Genomic DNA, 19341 nt, shown 5'->3' with positions numbered 1-19341 from the left:
AAGGCTTAGAGAATGATTGATCTTAAAAATAATAATAAAATAGATGAAATAAAACTTGCTTGTAATTCCGAAATTAAAGATGGTAGCCAACTTGTTGACACGTTACTAAACAAGTTGGCAGGGAGGGTATCAAAAGTCCCAGACTTTACAGGGACCGCTAGTGAATATCTTGAAAAGCTCGAAGCCTATGATAAAGCAACTGAAACCGGCGTTTTTTTTAATGCTGAATTAGGAAGACACGGTGGTTTACTCCATATTCGTGACCAAAAATCTTTAAAGAGCAATAAATCTATCGTGCTACGATTTGATATTGACTGGCAGAATAAAGATGGTGCAGATGTTGGGGGTATTAAGTTTGCTGATTTAGAGAGAAAAATTTATCCTGATTTGGTAAGCAGTATTGAGCAAATAAAGCTGGTATCGGGAAGGGATAATCTATTAGATAATGAAGTAAGATTTACTGGGCCGGTAAGCGAGAAGTTTTTGAATGTATCACTATCGAAAGGACATGATGTTTTATCTGAGTTGAGACATGCAAATGTCCGTGTTATGAAAGTTCATGAAAATGAAGTTGGCTTAAGTAAGTGAGTGACTAAATCACTCACTTACTTTATCGAGATGCAACAGTTCAATGGTAGTATGGTTACTGACAATGTGATGGGTTTAATCACTCAGCTTACAAAATACAAAGCTGAGTTAAAGGGCAAGTTGTATCACGAAATTGGTCGGTTCGAAAAATCCACAGGAATTTGTTCAGAATGTGGACAACGCCATGTTCTAACATTGAACGAAAGACACTTCACTTGTGTAACTTGCGGAGCGCACCAAAACCGCGACTTTTCAGCGGCTAAAAGTATCGCTAAAACAGGTGAATTAGATTTAATTGCGGCGGGGATCGTCGTAAGGGTAGTACCCACATCTCAGCAGAAACAATCCGTTAAAACGAAAGTCTTCGAATTATCGAAGTTGGATTGTGGATCTGAGAAAAAAGAAGTAGCCTAGCTTAAGCTAGGCTATAGAAGCCCAGTGATCAGAGTGAAACGATGTCGCTGGGTAGTTCACGTTAGTTAAAATCAAAAGCAATTTGATCTTCTTTTTTTAAAAACTTAAAGGGAGTCATTTTGTCTTCTAGTTGCTGGGTAGGTAGATCATTTAAGTAACCTTTATCAGCAATATAATTTAAAAGTTCTAATTTATGTTCTTGCGCATTCATAGCCAAGTCTTCCTGCCCAAGTTCAATTAACTGTCTTAGATAGTCCTGTCCTTTGTTATCTACTTCATAGTTATTGTGAACTCTTACACCTTCAACGAGAAATCTACGCATTGTAACTTCTTCGACTGGTAGCAATGATGCTACTTCCTTAACACCCTTAATGAAATCTTGATTACTGCTTGGGTCAAAATTGACGAAGCGAACCTCATTGCCATGAGTTGTAAATTCCAAGCTGGGGTTAATGTCATTTGCAATGTTGAAAATTTCTTCTGCGAGCTCATTAGTAACAGGTTCGCCTAAGTCTATAGAAAGACCACGAAATCTATTTTTTTTGTCTTCTTTGGCGTCAATAACTTTTGAAATGGTAAGCGTGTCTTGCTGGGTAATTAAGGCAATTGATAATGCTGCGATTTTAAGGTCTTCAACATCTGTTAAATTAACCCCTTGTGACTTGGTAAGTTCATCTTCAATTTTCTGAAATCCGCTAGCTGTAGTTAGCTCGGGCTTGATATTAAGAAGATTGCCAATAAGTTCAGCTGCCTTTTTGTTTACAGCTTGAGTCTCATCTGCATTCAGCTCCTTTAGTTTTGTGAATAAAGGGGTATGTACCGAAGGCGTGGCATTAAAGTTGGTTGAGTAATTTGCTTCAGTTTCTAAAGAGTTTATAGCCATAATATTTAACCTTAAAATTCTATTTAGATTAAATTATATCATAGAGCTAAATTTTTCTTTCCGGCCGTACAGGCCGGAAAGAAGGGGAAATAGTTTACTTGTTTAAGAATTTTAGGAATAACTTAAGTTTCGTAGTGATTGAATCAACAAAACTAGCTTGCGTGAATTCAGGGTTACCTTGTGAAATGGAATCATCATGCGAATGGTTATGATTCTGCTGTTTTACTTGATTCTGAGAGTCAGAATTAGCTTGAGTTGCCGGAGCTACATGATGTGGTTTTGATTGTTTGTTGTTTTCTTGAACTAACTCAATATCATAAGCAACATCTTTTTTGCCACGTTTATTTGCTTTTTTAACTTTAAAAGTGACTTCATTCTTTTTCTTTAAGGTAACGCCGTCAGCTAAGTGTTCTTTTCTAAAGAAATATTCTTTACCATTATTATCTTTAATAAATCCAAAACCAGCCTTAGGGTTAAAGAATTTCACTGTTCCGTGAGTGGTCATATATAAACACCTTATGTTTAGTTGATTGTTCTGATATTTTATATATTTTTATTTAAAAGTCTATTGCTTGAGAGGAATTTATTGAATAAGTCTATAGATAAGATAAAAAAACTTTACATAACTTATCTTATTTCAATTAAGATAAGTTAGAGGTGTATGGCTATTTCAAATTTTATGTGCAACTGGCTTGTTTATCTATGATTAAGACTTAACAAGCCTAGAGATTTTAAGTTATCAAAATGCAATTATTGACAATATAGTGACTATACTAATTGATGTAATAATGCCTATCGCCGTTATATAAATTCCGCCATGTATAGGCTCATTTCGCGGTCTTTTTTCAAACAATGTCGTAATGTCAGTCTTTAGGGTTATTAAAATAACTAAAGGAAATAGAATAAATATAGATGCCCCCATATAAGCTTTCCCCCAAAGGAATGGATCAGAGTTACTTGTCAAAGTTTCCCAAGCATCACGCCCTACGGCTATTTCGGCACCTACCATAGCTAAAAATATAGTTATTGTGATTAATGATATAGAGAATAAAAATTGAGAAACATACCCCTTCGTCTTTGATGATAAGAAAAGCCCAAAAATAGCAAATAGGAGAATTAATGTTTTTATTAATGGTGGGTAATAAAGCATGACAGCCAAGAATGTTAGTACGTCGAAAATATTATTGTATCAATTAAATAAAGAAGAGGCTATATGAAAATTAAATTTGATCCCAACTTTGGTGTTGTGTTGAATTTGTAGCAAAAGAAAATGAAAAGAGTAGCTGGCAAATAGATTGCCAGCTACTAGTTAGATATCACATTAGTTTAATGTGAATCTAGCCAGTTATCTGAAATGCCGTAGTTAACAACTAACGGAACACTCAATTTTACTGTTGATTCCATAATCTTTTTGATTTCTGGGCAGACGATATCTAAGGCTTCTTCTTTAATTTCGAATACGAGCTCATCATGTACCTGCATAAGCATTCTGACATCGTCATTACCTAAATAGCGCTGAAATACATCGACTGTAGCCATTTTTATGATGTCAGCGGCAGTCCCTTGAATTCCGCCATTCTTTGCCGCCAGTTCAGCATGATTACGAGCAAATGCATTTTTAGTGTTAACGTCTAGAGTTGGCACTTTTCGGCCGTATAGGGTTCGCACATGAAGGTTTTTCTTCGCATATTCAAGTTGTTCTGACATATAACCATCAAAATTGTATTTACCTAGAAATGCAGAAATATGCAGTTTTGCTTCACCCAAAGAAATTTGTAAATCATTTGCGAGTGATTTAGCACTTAAGCCATAGATTAAACCAAAGTTAACGGCTTTTGCTTTTCGTCGTTGTTCATCTGTAACCTGTGATAATTCAACGTTAAAAATATCAATAGCAGTATTTGCATGAACATCTGAATTAGGATCATTGAATACTTCAATAAATCTATCTACTTCGGCCAAGTGAGCTAAAATTCGTAGTTCGATTTGAGAAAAGTCGAATGCAACAATTTTATAGCCTGAATTTGCAACAAATGCCTTTCGTAACTGCTTACCATTTTCGCTTCTAATAGGAATATTTTGTAAGTTAGGATCAGATGATGATAACCGTCCAGTAGAAGTGATTGTTTGGTTGTAGGTTGTATGCAAGGTGTCGTTTTCAGTAAGGTGACCTAGCAATCCTTCAATAAAGGTAGAGTAAATGATTTGTAGGCCACGATACTCCAAAATTTTATTGATAATAGGGTGCTTGTCAGCAAGGCCAATCAACACTTTTTCAGCTGTTGATTTTTTCTTAGATTCAATACCCAAGTGCTCAAACAGAACGTTAGCCACTTGTTTTGGCGATTGAATATTAAACTCCATCTCGGCTAGTTCATGGATTTCACCTTTGAGTGTATCAAGCGATCCCTTGATAGATTCGCGCATTTTTAACAGGTGCTCTTTATCTGCTTTTACGCCCTGCAATTCCATGCTAGCTAATGCATTTAGGGTTCGCATTTCAAGATTGTAAATTCGGTGAAATGATTCATCTAGCTCAAAGTTATTTCCTACATTTGTCACAAGACAATATGCTAAGTAAGCTTCTTCAGCTATAACGGTAATAATTTCATCGATTGACATTTTTTCCCATTTAGGCGATTTGTCATCGAGCTTGTACGTGTCACGTAATTCTGATAACTCAAGCTTACAGTAAAGTTCGTTAAGCATTGCGATAGTCGCTTGCTTAGAGCGACCACCATTAAGAACGTAATCAATAAGTCTTGTATCTGAAAAGGAATTAACTTGAACCGATTCATTGTTTGATAAGCTGATCAGCGTCTTTATGACGGATTTAGCATTATTACTGATAATCTTAAGGTTAGGATTACCAATGATTTTTTCTTTTATTAAACTCGCATTTAGCTTGATGTCGATTAAGTATGTTTTACTTTCAAACATAACAATCAGTAGAGAAGGATTTGTTGGTACGACTTCAATGACAATATTGCCTGAAAAGTAAAGTTTAGAAAGATTTTTAATCTCATCTTTATCAGATACAACATTCAATTCTAACGTTTTGGCATTTGGATCTTTTAATTTTAATGCTTTCTTAAAGGCATTTAACTCGTAATAACTACAAAGCTCGAATAATTCTTCAAAGTTAGGTTGTGAAATGAATTCTTCAGGCTTTTGGCTGATTGGAACATTGGTATTGATGGTCACTAGTTTTTTAGAAAGGAGAACACTTTCTTTTTGAGCACGTAGCTTTTCACCGATTTTGCCCTTAATTTCATCGGCATTATCGAGAAGGTTTTCCAAACTATCGTATTGCTCTAACCATTTAGCCGCCGTTTTTTGGCCACAGCCATCAACACCCGGTACATTATCCGCCTTATCGCCCATCAGAGCTAAAAAGTCGATGATTTGATTCGGATGTACGCCATACTTTTCAAAGACGCCAGCAGGGCCGTATGGAACGTTAGATGTTGATGCGTCTTTCGTATCAAGGATGCTCACATTTTCCGAGATGCATTGTGCCATATCCTTATCTGACGTTGAAATAATGACATCATAGCCATCACTTACGGCGATTTTTGCAAGAGTGCCCATTACATCATCTGCTTCATAACCGGCTACTTCTAATTGTGGCAGGCCCCATGCGCGGATAATCTCTTTCAAAGGGACAATTTGAGCTCTAAGTTCGTCTTCCATAGGCTTACGATTTGCTTTGTAATTGGCAAATAGTTCATGACGAAAGTTTTTGCCGCTCACATCAAATGTAATAACAGTATTGTCTGGCTTATGCTTGGTAAGAATAGAATTTACCATATTCAAAAAACCAGTGATTGCACCCGTAGGGTCACCTTTTCTGTTGTTTAATGGCGGTAAAGCTGAGTGTGCTCGGTATAAGAATGAGTAGCCATCAACGATAAGAAATTTCTTTTTCATGGAGTGTCCTGTAATTTATTAGAAAGTAATCCTAACGCTGTATTTTTAAGCGTTACAGATGATGTTTTATTGAGAATATCTAACGGGTTTAAGTCATACATCTCGATACATTTTGCAATTTTTAATGGGCAATCAAGTTGGTCCAATATTTTAATTGGATCAGCATGTGCTAAAGTAACAGTCGCTAAACATCTGTGTTCAGTATTTACACCGTTATTAACAATTTCAAACAACAAGGCTTCACTTGAATATACTTTTGTGTCAAAACAGGAGCTTATGTCTTTAATGTCATTCAAGTTCAAAGAGGGTTGGGATTGTTTGAATAGTATTAAATTCACCATTATTGAATTAGCGTGTTCAGAATTCAATCTCTTTGAGTAAAGGGGTATAACTTCTAAATATCGGGTAAATAATGGATGGCAAAGTGCAGCTGATAGCTCTTTGAGCGCTTTATCATTGCCTTGTATGTTACGACAGATAATATTAGCCAGTAGATCCATCAGTTCGTCGTTAGACTGGTATTTTACAATTAAACTCTGAATGCAATTGAAATTTAATTCTTTCTCATACACATCTTTATTGTAAATAAATTCACCATCATGAAACTGTACATTGTCAGGATTGCGTAATGCACACAATAACATTGTACATTCAAGATTATCTTTTAAGTTAAAGAAAGTGGATCCTACAGAAGTATCGTTTTCGTTCAGATACTTTTTACTATCAAAAAAAGTGTCTATTAGTCGGTACTCTGAATAAACAGAATAGTTTCTGTCCAGTTCTTTTAGTAATTTAATTACCGCAACTTCATTTGCGTAAAGTAGGTATGATGAGATTGCGATATCGAGCTTCTTACGATGGCCTGTCACAAATTTAAGTCTAGAAAAGACATTAAATGTTGAATCTTCTGATTCTTTAATTTTCTGTTGTTCTTGAGTTTTAATGTAACTATTGAAAAGCTCACTCCACGTTTTAAAAAACTTATCGTAATTATTGTTAGAGATTGCATCGTAAAAAATTGCATTTCTTCCAGATAGAGATATTTGCTGCATAAAATACTTACTATAGTTAATGAATGTTGATTATTTCATATGTAAACGCATCTAGCAATATCTGTGAAGTATTTCACTATTCTTAAGTCATTTTAAGAAGTCTTAGAGCCAACGGCCTCAAAACTTCATTATTAGTGTTAATAATATCTAAAGGTGTAAAATTCCATTTAGAACAGAAGTAAGATAATGAGCTAGTGCGATGTTCTTCTTCGATTTTATGAATACATTTTAGATAGTTGGGTAAAACAAATGCCATCCGCTTTTCATAAGGCATTTTATTAACTTCAATAAACTCTTTTGTTTCATCATCAATAAATTTAGGTAGAGAAATGTTGCCAATTGTAGATAGCGAGCGTCCAGCAATATCATAATTTTGAGAGCGAACTAATGCGGTAATAAATGCAACTTTCTTATAATTAGATTTGGTTTTAAGTGTATTTGCATAGTAATCGATCATATCCATACCAAAATGAGCGTCATATACTTCCTTTTTAAATAAAAGTGTATGGTGTAATGATGCGACGGTAAAGTAAGATGGGTTTTTTGATAAATATTTAAGATCTGAAATTGCAACATTTAAGCAAAGAGCATGCTTTTGTTGGCAATGAGGTATCCAGAAAAAAAGTACTCTGGAAAGCTTACTTCTCCCTACACTCAAATCAAGAACAGTGACAGCTAATGAGTAAATGGTACAAAACAAGAATAATGATACAGAAAAAGAGTAGATTGAATTATCATCGACAACTCTAATTATGTGTTTAATGGTAAACAGAATAATCATCAGTTGAATATGCACATTAAGAAAACTAAACACTGTACGAGTGTTCCAGCTTTCGGTATTGTCATTTATTATGTGTGAGTTTATAGAGGCTGTAAGCAAGTATGAGAACACACAAGCTATGTACAACATGCTTATATTTATGAGGTAGTAAGCCTGTGAACTAACAGCAAAATTCAAGGTCATTGAGGTTGTTATTATATGATATGCAAAGTAACCGTATGAAAGAAAATAAGCGGTCAATAAGCAAATCAAGCCTTTTTTATTTTTTTCATAAAGGCAAATCATTTCTAAACTTAAAATATTTGAAAGCTCAAACCACTTTTCAAAGAATTTACCGACTGTTAAGTTATAAAGCATATTTATTGTGACCTTATGTATATATTATTCACAGAGTAGGGATCAAGCCTAGTAGCTCAATTTTGTCGCCCTGTGCTTTAGCATCTTTCACGTTTTTGCAAGTAAGATAGTCCGTACCTCCTCTACTGTATTCAGCTTGGCTTAGGTAGAGTAGAGGGGTACGTTTTCCATTCCAATTAAAAATCGCTATAAAAGCACCATTTTCGGTATTTATATAGCGATTTTTATCAAGCTTAGTCCAATTGGCCATTTAGTTTTTAGTTAAGTCGAAATAACTATGGAAGTTTGCATTGAGTTCATATTTGAATGCATAAACTAAATTAAAAAGAGTATCAGAGCGTAGCTGACTAGGGTTACTCGCAAAATATTTTGCTTTACTGTAAGGCATGTGTTTTCGGAGAATCCACAGCGCTTTAGCGATATTTTTGTTAGCGTATTTATAATTGCAATCAACAAACGCAGTTTCACCGCCATGATGTTGTTTAGCGTCATCATCAGTGAGTGTTATTTTCTTCTGATATTTGCTAATTGATTTTAAGATGGTGTTATTAATGATAGTCCAATAGAGAGTTGAAACCCTATCTTCAGGTTTTCGTGAAGATAAGTTGGTTTCAATAAGAGCAAGTAGCTTCTCATTTGCGTCGGAGAGGTTATTCATAGTCATGTTAAAATCCATATGTTTATGTTACGGTATGAATTAATTATACAATAAAAAGATAAATGCCGCAAGCGGCATTTTACAATTGATGACTAATAAGGTTAACTAGTTTTTATCGCACAATTCAGGCGTTTCCCAAAGAGGATAATCATCAACAACTTTCATTTCAGAGCGTATAGGTAAGATGATCCCGGCTTTTTCTTCTAACTCTCTAATGCTTACTCTATATTTAGGTAAATTTTCTTTAATGGCCCGACTGGTATTTGGTATGAGCCATGCAATGTAGGAAGGAACTTTGCTGAATTCAGCATGTTGATCATATAAAACTTTCCAAAGGTAGTCTGGTGTTTTTACACCATGTGAATTAATAAAGTAATTATCATCATTGTTGGTGCCCCAAATTACTCCGCCCATTACTTTGAATGTTTTACTTTGTTTACCAAGAGGCAGTGATTCGGGATCTTGAATACGCTCACGTAGGCATTCAATATAATCATTGGTTTCAAACCATGCACCGCCGCGTGTAGCGACAGTTTTAGTCATAGGCACAACATTAGTCATACGAGCAGCCATGCGTATCGCCGTAGGAGAGTAGTCCAAATGGTTCTCAGGGACTAGCTGGCCTTGAACGTACTCAACTTTCTTGCCATTATCTGAGTTAATTAAATAAGGAATTCGGTATTGTTTCGTCGAAAATTGTTGGCACTGAAGGGGGATGTCAGTATCAAGGCTGTAGTGATTGTCAGTTTTGTAATCAGCACTATCATGTTTTACTTCATAGAAGAAAAAATCGCTCGCTCGTTCTTTACAGTTTAATGAAAGCTCAAAATCCTCGTACTTGATTGTAAGCTTTTGATCTTGGTTAGTGGCAAGGCTCGCATTGACGTTAAACGCTAATGCCGCGACGGATAAGAGAAGGAAATTTTTGTTCATAATAAAACCGTATAGTTGATATATTAATGACTTTATCATATCAACTTATTAATTTTCAATAGTACAAAGACAGATGCACTAATCATATAATTGACTTGGGGATAAAGGGTATGTACAATAAAAAGATATTTATTTGCAACTAATTTGTTAGCAAATACCCATAACGATTAACTTTAGCTCACCAAAAGGCCTGTTTTGTTTAACAAACTAAGAAACCTAATTCTCTCTAGCATCCCTATCATAATTCTATTTGGAATGTTTTTCGGTCTAAACTTCATGTATCTAATTCATGGGTTTGATTTATTGATGTTTTTTGGCTAAGTATCCATTTACAACTACTATGTACTTCATAAAATTTAAAAGTATGGGTAAGCAGTGTAATTACTCAAGATAAATCGACATCACGCTCTGTGCGGTATTTCTTTATAGTTTTTAATAAAGTCTTCTAAACGCTGTAAATGTGGTTCATAAAGTAAATTGAACGCTGGTATTTTGTAGTAATAGGCAATTCTCACAGCTTGCCCAGTACCACCAGAGCAGTCCATTATTCGACCAGAATTATCAAAGAAACTCTTTTTAGCAACGAAAAGAATAAACTTTGATGGTGTCCTTAAATCCCTACCTAATACCTGAAAGGCATTTCGGTCCATTGCAGAAAAAGAAAAGTTATCTAGTTTCTGTGTGTTGGGATGAAATTTCTCGGTTAATGAACGGGCCTCATTTTTAATCGTATTAGGCATTGAATCTAGGTTGATATACCGGGGGTCAAAGCTGGGAGCATTGTTGAACCCTTTTTTAGGTAGATACGATTCTAACTTACCATTTGCAGCTAGGGCACCGCTTTCAAACTTCATATCCGTGTTTGGCGCGTGACCACTACGCTGTGTATATCCTAGTCTTGCGAGAGTGCTTGTAGCATCTATGATAGTAGCGTTTACACGTTCATTAAGATCGAGCGGGTATTTATCTCTCATTCCAATGCCAGCATAATACATGGGTTTACTCATGGGGAAATGCTCCTTAAGGCATATGCCTTTCTTTCAGTACTGAGTTCGCCATAATTCATGATTTCGAACGGTGTAAACCGAGTGTATCGAATAAGTGAAGCAATTTTCTCAGGTTTTCTGGTCTTATTGATGAACGCAGACACTTCTTCAATGGTCATTAAAATTAACGAAAACTTAGCTAGATAATATCGATGAGCTTCACTTTGACTCATATTATCATTACTCTGATCTTGTTTGGTTATCGTTCTTTCAGCAGTAAGTGGAGGTAATAACTTACTTTTGATATACCCCTTAAAGAATTGAATAGCCTTTTTTTCGTCATACATGGTAAAGACATGTTTAATAAATTGTGGATTTTTTATAAGGGTTAGCGATTCTCCATCTCTGTAATAAAAGAATGCACTAATGTATGGTGTAGTATCATGATTATGCTTTTCGCACTCTGTGATCATGTGCTGAGATATCGCGTTACATTCCATAATACGAGCGTAAATTCGAATGCGCGTGTAATCTTCAATAGCCATGGCGATGTCATCTGAGTATTCATTGCTAGATAAGTACTCTGAAAGGTAGTTAACCCAGTAGTAGTTGCTCTCTAATGCTATGAGTGCATCAACAAAGAACTCTGGTGCGTGAATAGCCAAATATTTATAATGTTCGACGATATCTCGCTCTTTAGAATCAACATGAAACACTTTATTGATACCAACACTTCTGTAATCGTAATTGAGTAGGTAATTTGTAAAGAATAAAATGTGTTCACGCTTAAGGGGTAATAATTCACTTCTCGCGAACTCAAAACTTAATCCTTCAGTTTTGAGTGAATCTAGAATGAAGCTGAACTCTTCGATAGTTGTATTTTTGTCTTTAAGTTTAAAATTTCTATCAAGTTTAATTTTAATGTTTGAGTGTTCTTTAGAGATAGCGTACATGCGTTGAAAGTCTCTAACTTTACAGATATCAACATTGATACCTTCTGAGAGTTCAACGCCTTCAGAGTAATAACCTAATTCAAATAGAAGTTTACAGAAATGGTTTCTATTTAAATCTTCAACAAAAGCTTGTTTATTTTTGACTAAGCGGTCTAAAACGAGATCAATTGCTTCATTACGTACCGTATTTTGGTCTTCTGTAGCATAACTGTTAAGGGCGAGCATTACAGCGCACGTGTTATTTAAAGTATAAATTTCATGCAATGGAATCTCGGCTTCAATTTTATGAAGCAAATCAACACGATTCTCTAGTAACAGGATGAAGTGTAATTTCTCTCTGTTTGGAATGATGTTTTGTGTTAATAATTCAGTTTTTAACGCCGATAGAGGGACTTTTTCTTTGATAATGTCAAACAACTCGGTAAGTTGATTGTGATTTGCTTTATAAAGATTTGAGTATATTGTGCCATTTGAGTAAAAGTCATATTCAAAGAACAGTTTAACAAAGTCAATATTACACTCTTTCACAGCCGCATTAAGCGCTTTTGGCGAATTCTCTTGAATGTTGGCACCTAGTGATAGCATCGCGTTTGCGATATCAAGGTGATTGTGCTCAATGGCCTTTAAAAGCGTGTTATTTAAAAGTTCAATGCGTTCCATCTATTCTACTCACTATCTTTAATATGGTGAAATAATAGCACATAAAAAAGATATTGTAAATATTGGTGAGAACTTGTTCTCATAAATACATATTATGAATTTTTATGTGAATGAATCATGGTATAAATAAAATACAGCAATAATGTTGTAAAATTAATTAATCAAAGGTGATTCAAATGAAAAACTTAACTAATGCGCAAATGGACCAAGTAAACGGCGGCTTTTTATTCATGGCGGTTCCTATGTGGATGGCTTACGGCACTGTTGTTGCAGAGCTGGCGATCATCCACTCACTAGCTAAGTAATAAAATTACTTGCAAAAAGAGAAGTCTAAGTGAGACTTCTCTTTTTTTAACTACAAAAAAATCTTAACTTCCTATCTAAAATACATCCCTAAAGGAGATGTATAAATTTCCTTATAATTAGAGTAGCCTTTCAGTTTAAAGATAATACAAATATCATAAATACATGAACCTAAGTGACTGATCCCAACAAACCAAAGTACTGACGACACCAAACCTTCTGTATAGTAAGCAAGTGGGAAAATAATAAAGCTCAGGACTATAAATGGTGTTAATACTATGAATTTATAGCGATTAATACTCATGTAACCGTTATAAAAAACAGCAATTAGCGTGTTATGAAATAAAAAGTAGCGTGATTCGCCTTCCTTGGGCTTTGGCATCGCGATTAAGTGAAAGAGCTCATGTATAAAAAAATACAGCCCTATTGAACATAATAGCGCAAGGATATTTTGAATTTCACTGTAATGCTGTGTAACGTCATCAAGCCAATTTGGAAAATAAAAAACGCACGACACATAGCCAGCGAGTAGTATAAATAACGAAAGGTAATTAATGATCCGCATATGTTTGAACTTTGCGAATTCATTGTGCTGTATCCAATCGTCACTTGTAGGCTGAGCCATCTTGCTTTTATCAGTTTTATTGTCGTTATAATACTTAACAAACATATGAGTTTTCCGGTAAGTGTAAGTCGTTGTTGTTAGAATTAGGATATAGATGGAAATTCAATTGGTCAATATGTAAAACAAAACTTGCTATCTTGTATGCTGGCATTTAAAGTTATTATTAAATCTATGTCAGTACTGGCTATAACATAAGGTATTATTTTGATAACAAACAATATGGAAAACTTTATTCAAGAGAATAAGGTAAAGAAGGTTGTCTCAGGCGAACGCCTTACACCTGAAAACGAACCTGCGTTAAATCGTGAAGCTTTAGAAATCTCAGATAGGGTTCGTTACTGTTTAGAAGGCGGTCAAGAATTTATTTTGACAAAGGATGATATCAATAGCGCACCTAACTACGAGTTAGACTGGCGGTTAGATTAATTGCCTAATAACTTGGTAATTATGAACAAGTGATACTCATTTTAGTATTTTGTATTTATTTAAGAGGTAATATTGTGACCAAAGAAGATCTTTTTGAAAAATTAAGAGAACACTTCTCCGAAAATATTCATAAAACAGAGTATTTCCCAAGTTTTGGCGAAACTAAATATCCTGAACGTGGAGCATTGCTGTTTGCAGAACTCTATATAGGGAAAGAGTTTTGTTTCGATAATCAACTCTCTCGTGTTGTTCAAATTCGAACAGGTTGCGGCCAGTTTGGCTCGGATATGTATTTCTTAAGACTACCTGATGGGCGATTACAAACATCGGAAAACCAGTCTTATAAACTTATTCCTGAAGAATTCCGTGCGGAAGTTGAATCATTCTTTGAAACTGACATGGAATTTGAACAAGAAGGGTTTGATGAGGGTTATACGATAGGCGGTGAACAGCTTGAAGTTGGTTACATTATTGATGGCTCAAATACAAAGGGATCACCGGACACACCTTTTACAATTACAGTTACAAAACAAAGTTAGATAAGCCGGGACTCGTTGCATGAATATACCGATAGTACATACCGATTTTGGACAGGCTTTGCCTGAAATTTTCAATACCCTTAGCAATTCATCGTTATTTGATGGCATTAAGGACAGATGTCCAGAAGATGTGATCTCATACCTAATGGGTTATGATGATTTTGAAGACCTGCAACGCGCTTCAATTTCATTAGATGCGCTCCCAATTCAACTTATCAATATTAAAGTTATTTACACTGAAATGTTGATAAGAGGTTTGTTTAAGTTCGGCATTAAACCAATCAGTCTATATTCTTTATTGCTTAAAGTACCCATGAGTAATATGGGTTTTTACAAAATGACTGACGCATATCAAGAAGAGCAGCGAATCAAGGAAATACGTGAGAGTGGGTATATCCTTGCGAGAGATGAAGGGGTAATGTTTGAAAGAACACATCCTTTATTTTTAAGTCTTTATAAAGAAAAATGCATTCCCGAATTTGAATACGCAGTAAATAGGCGGGGTGAAATTTATATCGCAAATGACTTCGAAAGAAATGTTTCATTATTATCGGATCCAAGAATTTCTTTCGAAGATGTTACGGGTATCAATGATGCTGTATTTATCAAAGATTACATTCTACCCCTCGCGTGGATACCTTTAGATGGTTATTTAAGTGAAATTATCAGTAAGGGCTTAAGCGCCACCTTGCCGTATGGCATCTCTCTGTATACGTACAAAAAAACGATAGATGCTGACATTCATGATGGATATCTGCTCTATAATAATGCGCTTCATGCCTTTTATCCTGTGATTGTTGAGACTGAACTTCAGTTGAGTACGGCGCTAAAAAAACTATTTATGGGTGAGGTTATTGACACAGATGAATTGAGTGAAATATTTAACGCTCCTCTACACATAGCTCGTAACCTAAACTTTAACTCAACGACTAGTTCGAGTCAGGTTAGCTTTGATGTCGATAGTCTTTTTTGTATTGGCCAACAGCAATACATTCCTGCTGTGACTTTGCAGGATTACGATAAGTTAGCCGGTGGAGTTGTAGGCAAATACTTTCAATCGGAAAGGGATATGACGCTTCATGATGTGTCTGGTTATATTGATCCTAAAATATACAAGGAACATAGGCTATTTAAGGCAAATTTAAAGTTATTAAGCAAAAATTTAAATCAACAGTTTGAAAGTGTTAGTAACGAAGCTATCCATAACGCATTGTCGAAAGCACCGAACTCTATATCGCTATGTAACTTAGTTGGTGAAAGTTATTTGAATGAATTGTCGGTAGATGACATTAATGATTTCAAGAAGCATGGTGAAGCAGTATTTAGGTACATACCAGCCCTAAAAAATGTTCTTTCAAGTGATGCGTTGGGGTATTTAATTGATGATAGAGAAGTTAATTTTATCCTTAGCAATGATGAACTAAGCTTAATAGGCTATGTTGTATTTACTCTTTATGATGAGAGGAACGGTGGAAGTAGTACACTATCAGTACATGATGAAGCATTGATAGGAAGAATTTTACTTTTAGAGTCTTGTAAAGCATCAATTGATAACAAAGAAATTTATACGATGTTCAAAAGCCTCAAGGAAGCGCTGGAACTTTATATAAAACAAGAAGCAATCATTTCGACAGTTGAAGGTTACAAGCATCACTTGGACAAATGCAAAAAGAATGATTACTTGTCTAATGGTGTGAAACGTCACATTCAAGAGGCCTCGTATAAAGAGGTGATAAGTGAAATGTTTAAGTTATGCCGGAAGTACAATGTAAAAGTTGAACCTTAAAACATTTATCTTTTTATTGACGCAATAGGTTTTTCTAAGTACAATTGTTTCATTAAAAAGATATTGAGACTTTGAGATGCACATCAAGGATATTTATAAAGAACAATTCGGAATCACTACAAAAAGTGACATGACATTTCTTTTTGAAAAAAAGATGGCCTTATTATTATTTAAGGAATTTTGGGATAAAAAGTTATCTGAAGATCCAAAAAATATTAAGCTATTAAATGAGCTTTCATCTGATGTGCAACTTCAAACATTAATTTTGATAAGTACTTTGTTCAACAAGAGCAATAAAGTAGTTGATAGTGATGTAGGTCATCAACTAGCCGATATTTTATCAGAACTTTCTAGTTCAGGTAATGATGAACTGTATCAAGCAACTTTATTACATGGAAATTATTACATTCACTGTTTGTTAGAGTCTGGCCATTTATCTCAAAAAACGTGCGTAGAACTTATTATTTCAAGTGTTGACGGGTCATTAAAGGACTATAATCTTGAACGAAATGATAACTTTATGTCAGTTGTTAAAATGCTCAATCTATTATCATACGAGCAGATTGAAATTATCATTGAACGTTTAGAAATTACGAATATTTACACTGCAACAATGCACGAAATTAAGGGTATTATCAACGATACTGCTAAATATGTAAGGAAGGGAGCGGTTAATAACCCTTTCCGTTCAAAACAGTTAACTGACCTTTTAACTATTCTTGGTAATGAAGAAAAAATTATTGATATGATCAGCCGTAAGAAAAAAACTGATCTCTTACACAACCTTATCACAATCAAAGAGGTTAGCCCTCTTGAATATTTGCGTAGTAAAGGCAATCTCGATGCAAATGTAAAAGCAAATATTATGAAGCTGCTAACTGAAGGGACAACATAATGGAAAGAACAATTAGTAACTGTAAGTGTGGAAAACCCGCTAAACAACCAGAGAAAGTCAAAAAATTACGTAATGGCTATGTTGTTCGTTGTTCTGGAAATGAATGCCCTGCAATAGCTCAGCGCATAGGCAAACAAAATGCCATAGATGCGTGGAACAAACTTTGTGAAGACTAAGAGTGATAAAGCGCGATTTTTAGCGCTTATCTCAAGTAAACCTTTCAAGTTTTGGGCTTGCAGCAATAAGTCTCATAAACATGTTAAGTGGATAGGTAACACCGCCATATGTGAAGAGTGCGGGGCGACTTCTGAGGATAAAAAGAACGATGATTGATATTGGCATAGAACCACATGAGGAACTAAGCAACTTTCAGGCATACTCTTTTGTGTTCAGAGGGCACCGTTGTGCCTCGATGGAAGGTTTGCTTCAATCGCTTAAGTTTCCACTTATAGAAAAGCAAAATAAAGTGATGAGTTTGGTCGGCTTAAAAGCAAAAAGAGTTGGCCAAAAGAAGAAATGGTATTTAGATCACACATTGTATTGGCAGGGTAAGCCGATGTGCCGGTTCAGTGAAGAGTATCAGCTATTTTTGCGAGAAGCATACAATGCGTTATTTGAACAGTCTTTACTATTTAAAACTCACCTGCTTGATACTGGTAAAGAGCCTCTATGCCACTCAGTAGGCAAAAAGTCTCAACGGTATACGATATTAACAGAGGATGAGTTTATTTCGATTCTGACTTGTCTGAGAAGCCGCCAGAGTTAAATAAATTAACAATGGCCTTGATGCATTTTTATTGAAGGGGTTAGTAAATGGAATTTGAGTCAGAGTGTACAGGCAGTTTTCGACTTGAAAAGAAAAGTGACCGGTTGCTAAAAAATTTAAAATCAAAATTGAAACCAAAACTATGGCAAGCAATTAAATGGGAACTAGCAGCTCACTTTTGTATCGCACTCGAAATTGTTTCAATCGCTGAGGTTAAGGGGTGTAAGCGCAAAGGTAATGATTACTTTGGTCAAAGCGTTGCTATGAGGCATGTCTATGACGATACATCAAGCTGTTCGTACTCTGGTAGTTATGGCGGTGATGTATATTTGCATCTAGGTAATGGGCGTTACTTGAAAATGTATATCAACGGCTAGGCATATGGTGCCGAAACTTTATTCAATTTAATGGCGAGATTAGTAGACATGAAAACGAAATTAACTAAAAAAGAGCAAGAATGGTTCGATTCACTTGAAAAGTGTTTAAAGAAGATGCCAAAGTCGCTTGAAATACTTGTCCAAGAGAGCTACAACGGCAGTGAAAAGCTTGTATCTGAAGTTTATGTTATGGGGAAGGGTTCAGTGCATCAAGGACAGCAAGAAGTTGATGATCTTGCAATCTATAATCCTGATGAAAAATCATTGGATAAATTTATGGTCGATCAAGTTGCTGCGAACAATCACGGCTACTAACGATGCACACGATAATAAAAGTCATAAATGATGGTAATAGTGGCATTATACCAGTATCAGAGCGAACTTGGTGCGCCCAAATTGATGAAATCCAGACAGTTTGTGGATTAGGTGCCGATAAATCGGATGGCGCAATCTATGAAACTCGAGTTGTAGAGCGCGGAGAAATTACATGCACTGACTGTCTGGAAACCATTAAGAAAATTAACAATATAAAGCTCTAAAGTAATGCCGTTACTGTTATTTTTGTGATACTTTTTACAAGAGTAGTTCAGATGATGGTCGTTTAGATAACAGTGTTAATATAATTTAATTATGGTAATAAATCAGATGAAACCTTATATTCAAATTGAAACACCTGAGCCGCCAGATGGGGCTACACATTACAACCCAAATTACACACTTTGCTTTGAAAAAATAGAAGATGGTGTCGTTTCTATTTGGGACAATAATGAATGGATCGTTATGGATTCAGACACAACTCGCAGTGGTTCTTACCCAATTATTTTTAATTAAACGATAATACGAGCTATAAAGATGGAAGATGAAGAGTTATACCCGTTTTACAAAGGTGACGAAGATCCTCGGCTAAGCGAGCCAGATGATTGGGATGACGTCGATAACCATGGCCATGTGGAATGTTCGAATGGCTGTGGCTTCTGGGCTGGGCAAAAAATTGATGACGGTCAGTGCCCGGAATGTGGTTCAGAATGTAATGACATCGCTGAAGATTACTTTGATATTTAATTTTGAATGAGAAATATTGATGACTAAAAGTGAATTAATGGACGTTATAAATTCGGAATTGGCAGCAATTGAAGAGTCAAAGAGCCGTATTAAGAAACATGCCGCGAAATTAAACGAGATTAACCCGTTATCACTTGGACAAGAGCTGGTGGTGAATGGCTATTCTCATAGCGGAAAAACAATAGTTGTAGATAAAGTCTTTGTGTCAGACCGTCAAGGCAAAGATGTTACCGTAACGGCTAACATGCCTGTCAACTTCACTGCTACTGGATATGTAAAGAGAGTTGATGGGACTCTAGGCAGTTTTACGGGAGTACATAATGTTTCTATTGAGGAATCTAAAAGCTAAATTTACAGAGCGTTTTAA

The 19341-nt window shown here is 35.3% G+C and carries 26 protein-coding genes; 14 read left to right on the top strand and 12 right to left on the bottom strand.

Annotated features, from left to right (window positions below):
* Positions 1-12 precede the first annotated feature (12 nt).
* Together L1267_RS17975 and L1267_RS17970 are read left to right on the top strand one after the other, a co-directional pair.
* Entirely contained in the window at positions 13-588 is a 576-nt protein-coding gene (locus L1267_RS17975; RefSeq protein ID WP_235383679.1) for a hypothetical protein, read from the top strand.
* Entirely contained in the window at positions 589-1002 is a 414-nt protein-coding gene (locus tag L1267_RS17970; RefSeq protein WP_235383678.1) for a transposase, read from the top strand. It begins immediately after the preceding gene.
* 61 nt (positions 1003-1063) lie between these two features.
* Here the strand turns inward: L1267_RS17970 and L1267_RS17965 are convergent, their stop codons facing one another.
* The 11 genes from L1267_RS17965 to L1267_RS17915 form a co-directional block, all read right to left on the bottom strand.
* On the bottom strand, positions 1064-1885 hold the full coding sequence (locus L1267_RS17965; RefSeq protein ID WP_235383677.1) for a hypothetical protein: 822 nt from the start codon (positions 1883-1885) through the stop codon (positions 1064-1066).
* Positions 1886-1979: 94 nt separating this feature from the next.
* Positions 1980-2390, bottom strand: a complete 411-nt coding sequence (locus tag L1267_RS17960) for a cold-shock protein (RefSeq protein ID WP_235383676.1) — start codon at positions 2388-2390, stop codon at positions 1980-1982.
* Between the two features lie 234 nt (positions 2391-2624).
* Positions 2625-3044 (bottom strand): hypothetical protein, encoded by a 420-nt coding sequence (locus L1267_RS17955; protein ID WP_235383675.1) that lies wholly within the window; start codon positions 3042-3044, stop codon positions 2625-2627.
* Between the two features lie 167 nt (positions 3045-3211).
* On the bottom strand, positions 3212-5815 hold the full coding sequence (gene polA, locus L1267_RS17950) for a DNA polymerase I (protein ID WP_235383674.1): 2604 nt from the start codon (positions 5813-5815) through the stop codon (positions 3212-3214).
* Entirely contained in the window at positions 5812-6867 is a 1056-nt protein-coding gene (locus tag L1267_RS17945; RefSeq protein WP_235383673.1) for a hypothetical protein, read from the bottom strand. Before L1267_RS17945 ends, polA begins: the two co-directional genes overlap by 4 nt.
* 82 nt (positions 6868-6949) lie before the next feature.
* Positions 6950-8005, bottom strand: coding sequence for a hypothetical protein (locus tag L1267_RS17940; RefSeq protein WP_235383672.1), 1056 nt, complete (start codon positions 8003-8005; stop codon positions 6950-6952).
* A 28-nt stretch (positions 8006-8033) separates the two neighbouring features.
* Positions 8034-8255: a hypothetical protein gene (locus L1267_RS17935; protein WP_235383671.1), complete on the bottom strand. Its 222-nt coding sequence runs from the start codon at positions 8253-8255 to the stop codon at positions 8034-8036.
* Complete coding sequence (locus tag L1267_RS17930) at positions 8256-8669, bottom strand: hypothetical protein (RefSeq protein ID WP_235383670.1); 414 nt, start codon at positions 8667-8669, stop codon at positions 8256-8258.
* Positions 8670-8768: 99 nt separating this feature from the next.
* Positions 8769-9596: a DNA/RNA non-specific endonuclease gene (locus tag L1267_RS17925; protein WP_235383669.1), complete on the bottom strand. Its 828-nt coding sequence runs from the start codon at positions 9594-9596 to the stop codon at positions 8769-8771.
* A gap of 401 nt (positions 9597-9997) precedes the next feature.
* On the bottom strand, positions 9998-10603 hold the full coding sequence (locus tag L1267_RS17920) for a hypothetical protein (protein ID WP_235383668.1): 606 nt from the start codon (positions 10601-10603) through the stop codon (positions 9998-10000).
* Entirely contained in the window at positions 10600-12195 is a 1596-nt protein-coding gene (locus tag L1267_RS17915; protein ID WP_235383667.1) for a hypothetical protein, read from the bottom strand. The genes L1267_RS17920 and L1267_RS17915 overlap by 4 nt, the downstream gene beginning before the upstream one ends.
* 176 nt (positions 12196-12371) lie before the next feature.
* Here L1267_RS17915 and L1267_RS23685 point away from each other — a divergent pair, with 176 nt between their 5' ends.
* Positions 12372-12500 (top strand): hypothetical protein, encoded by a 129-nt coding sequence (locus L1267_RS23685; protein WP_268842641.1) that lies wholly within the window; start codon positions 12372-12374, stop codon positions 12498-12500.
* 71 nt (positions 12501-12571) lie between these two features.
* Here L1267_RS23685 and L1267_RS17910 read toward each other — a convergent pair whose 3' ends face one another.
* On the bottom strand, positions 12572-13168 hold the full coding sequence (locus L1267_RS17910) for a DUF3267 domain-containing protein (protein ID WP_235383666.1): 597 nt from the start codon (positions 13166-13168) through the stop codon (positions 12572-12574).
* Positions 13169-13327: 159 nt separating this feature from the next.
* On the opposite strand from L1267_RS17910, the gene L1267_RS17905 reads away from it, so the two are divergent.
* From L1267_RS17905 to L1267_RS17855, 11 genes are all read left to right on the top strand, one after another.
* Complete coding sequence (locus L1267_RS17905; RefSeq protein ID WP_235383665.1) at positions 13328-13549, top strand: hypothetical protein; 222 nt, start codon at positions 13328-13330, stop codon at positions 13547-13549.
* Between the two features lie 74 nt (positions 13550-13623).
* Positions 13624-14088, top strand: coding sequence for a hypothetical protein (locus tag L1267_RS17900; RefSeq protein ID WP_235383664.1), 465 nt, complete (start codon positions 13624-13626; stop codon positions 14086-14088).
* Between the two features lie 19 nt (positions 14089-14107).
* Positions 14108-15874, top strand: a complete 1767-nt coding sequence (locus L1267_RS17895; RefSeq protein WP_235383663.1) for a hypothetical protein — start codon at positions 14108-14110, stop codon at positions 15872-15874.
* A 76-nt stretch (positions 15875-15950) separates the two neighbouring features.
* A complete protein-coding gene (locus tag L1267_RS17890; RefSeq protein ID WP_235383662.1) occupies positions 15951-16769 on the top strand; it encodes a hypothetical protein in 819 nt (272 codons plus the stop codon).
* Entirely contained in the window at positions 16769-16945 is a 177-nt protein-coding gene (locus L1267_RS17885) for a hypothetical protein (protein WP_235383661.1), read from the top strand. The genes L1267_RS17890 and L1267_RS17885 overlap by 1 nt, the downstream gene beginning before the upstream one ends.
* Positions 16946-17094: 149 nt before the next feature.
* Positions 17095-17535 (top strand): hypothetical protein, encoded by a 441-nt coding sequence (locus L1267_RS17880; RefSeq protein ID WP_235383660.1) that lies wholly within the window; start codon positions 17095-17097, stop codon positions 17533-17535.
* Positions 17536-17582: 47 nt separating this feature from the next.
* Positions 17583-17912, top strand: a complete 330-nt coding sequence (locus tag L1267_RS17875) for a hypothetical protein (protein ID WP_235383659.1) — start codon at positions 17583-17585, stop codon at positions 17910-17912.
* A 48-nt stretch (positions 17913-17960) separates the two neighbouring features.
* On the top strand, positions 17961-18227 hold the full coding sequence (locus L1267_RS17870; protein WP_235383658.1) for a hypothetical protein: 267 nt from the start codon (positions 17961-17963) through the stop codon (positions 18225-18227).
* Positions 18228-18557: 330 nt separating this feature from the next.
* Positions 18558-18743, top strand: a complete 186-nt coding sequence (locus L1267_RS17865) for a hypothetical protein (RefSeq protein WP_235383657.1) — start codon at positions 18558-18560, stop codon at positions 18741-18743.
* A gap of 21 nt (positions 18744-18764) precedes the next feature.
* Positions 18765-18974, top strand: coding sequence for a hypothetical protein (locus L1267_RS17860; RefSeq protein ID WP_235383656.1), 210 nt, complete (start codon positions 18765-18767; stop codon positions 18972-18974).
* A gap of 19 nt (positions 18975-18993) precedes the next feature.
* Complete coding sequence (locus L1267_RS17855; RefSeq protein ID WP_235383655.1) at positions 18994-19323, top strand: hypothetical protein; 330 nt, start codon at positions 18994-18996, stop codon at positions 19321-19323.
* Positions 19324-19341 lie beyond the last annotated feature (18 nt).

This window comes from Pseudoalteromonas sp. OFAV1 (assembly GCF_021532595.1).
Classification (GTDB): Bacteria; Pseudomonadota; Gammaproteobacteria; order Enterobacterales; family Alteromonadaceae; genus Pseudoalteromonas; species Pseudoalteromonas lipolytica_C.
Note: the sequence above shows the minus strand (reverse complement) of the source record. Positions and strands in the feature narration are given on the sequence as shown.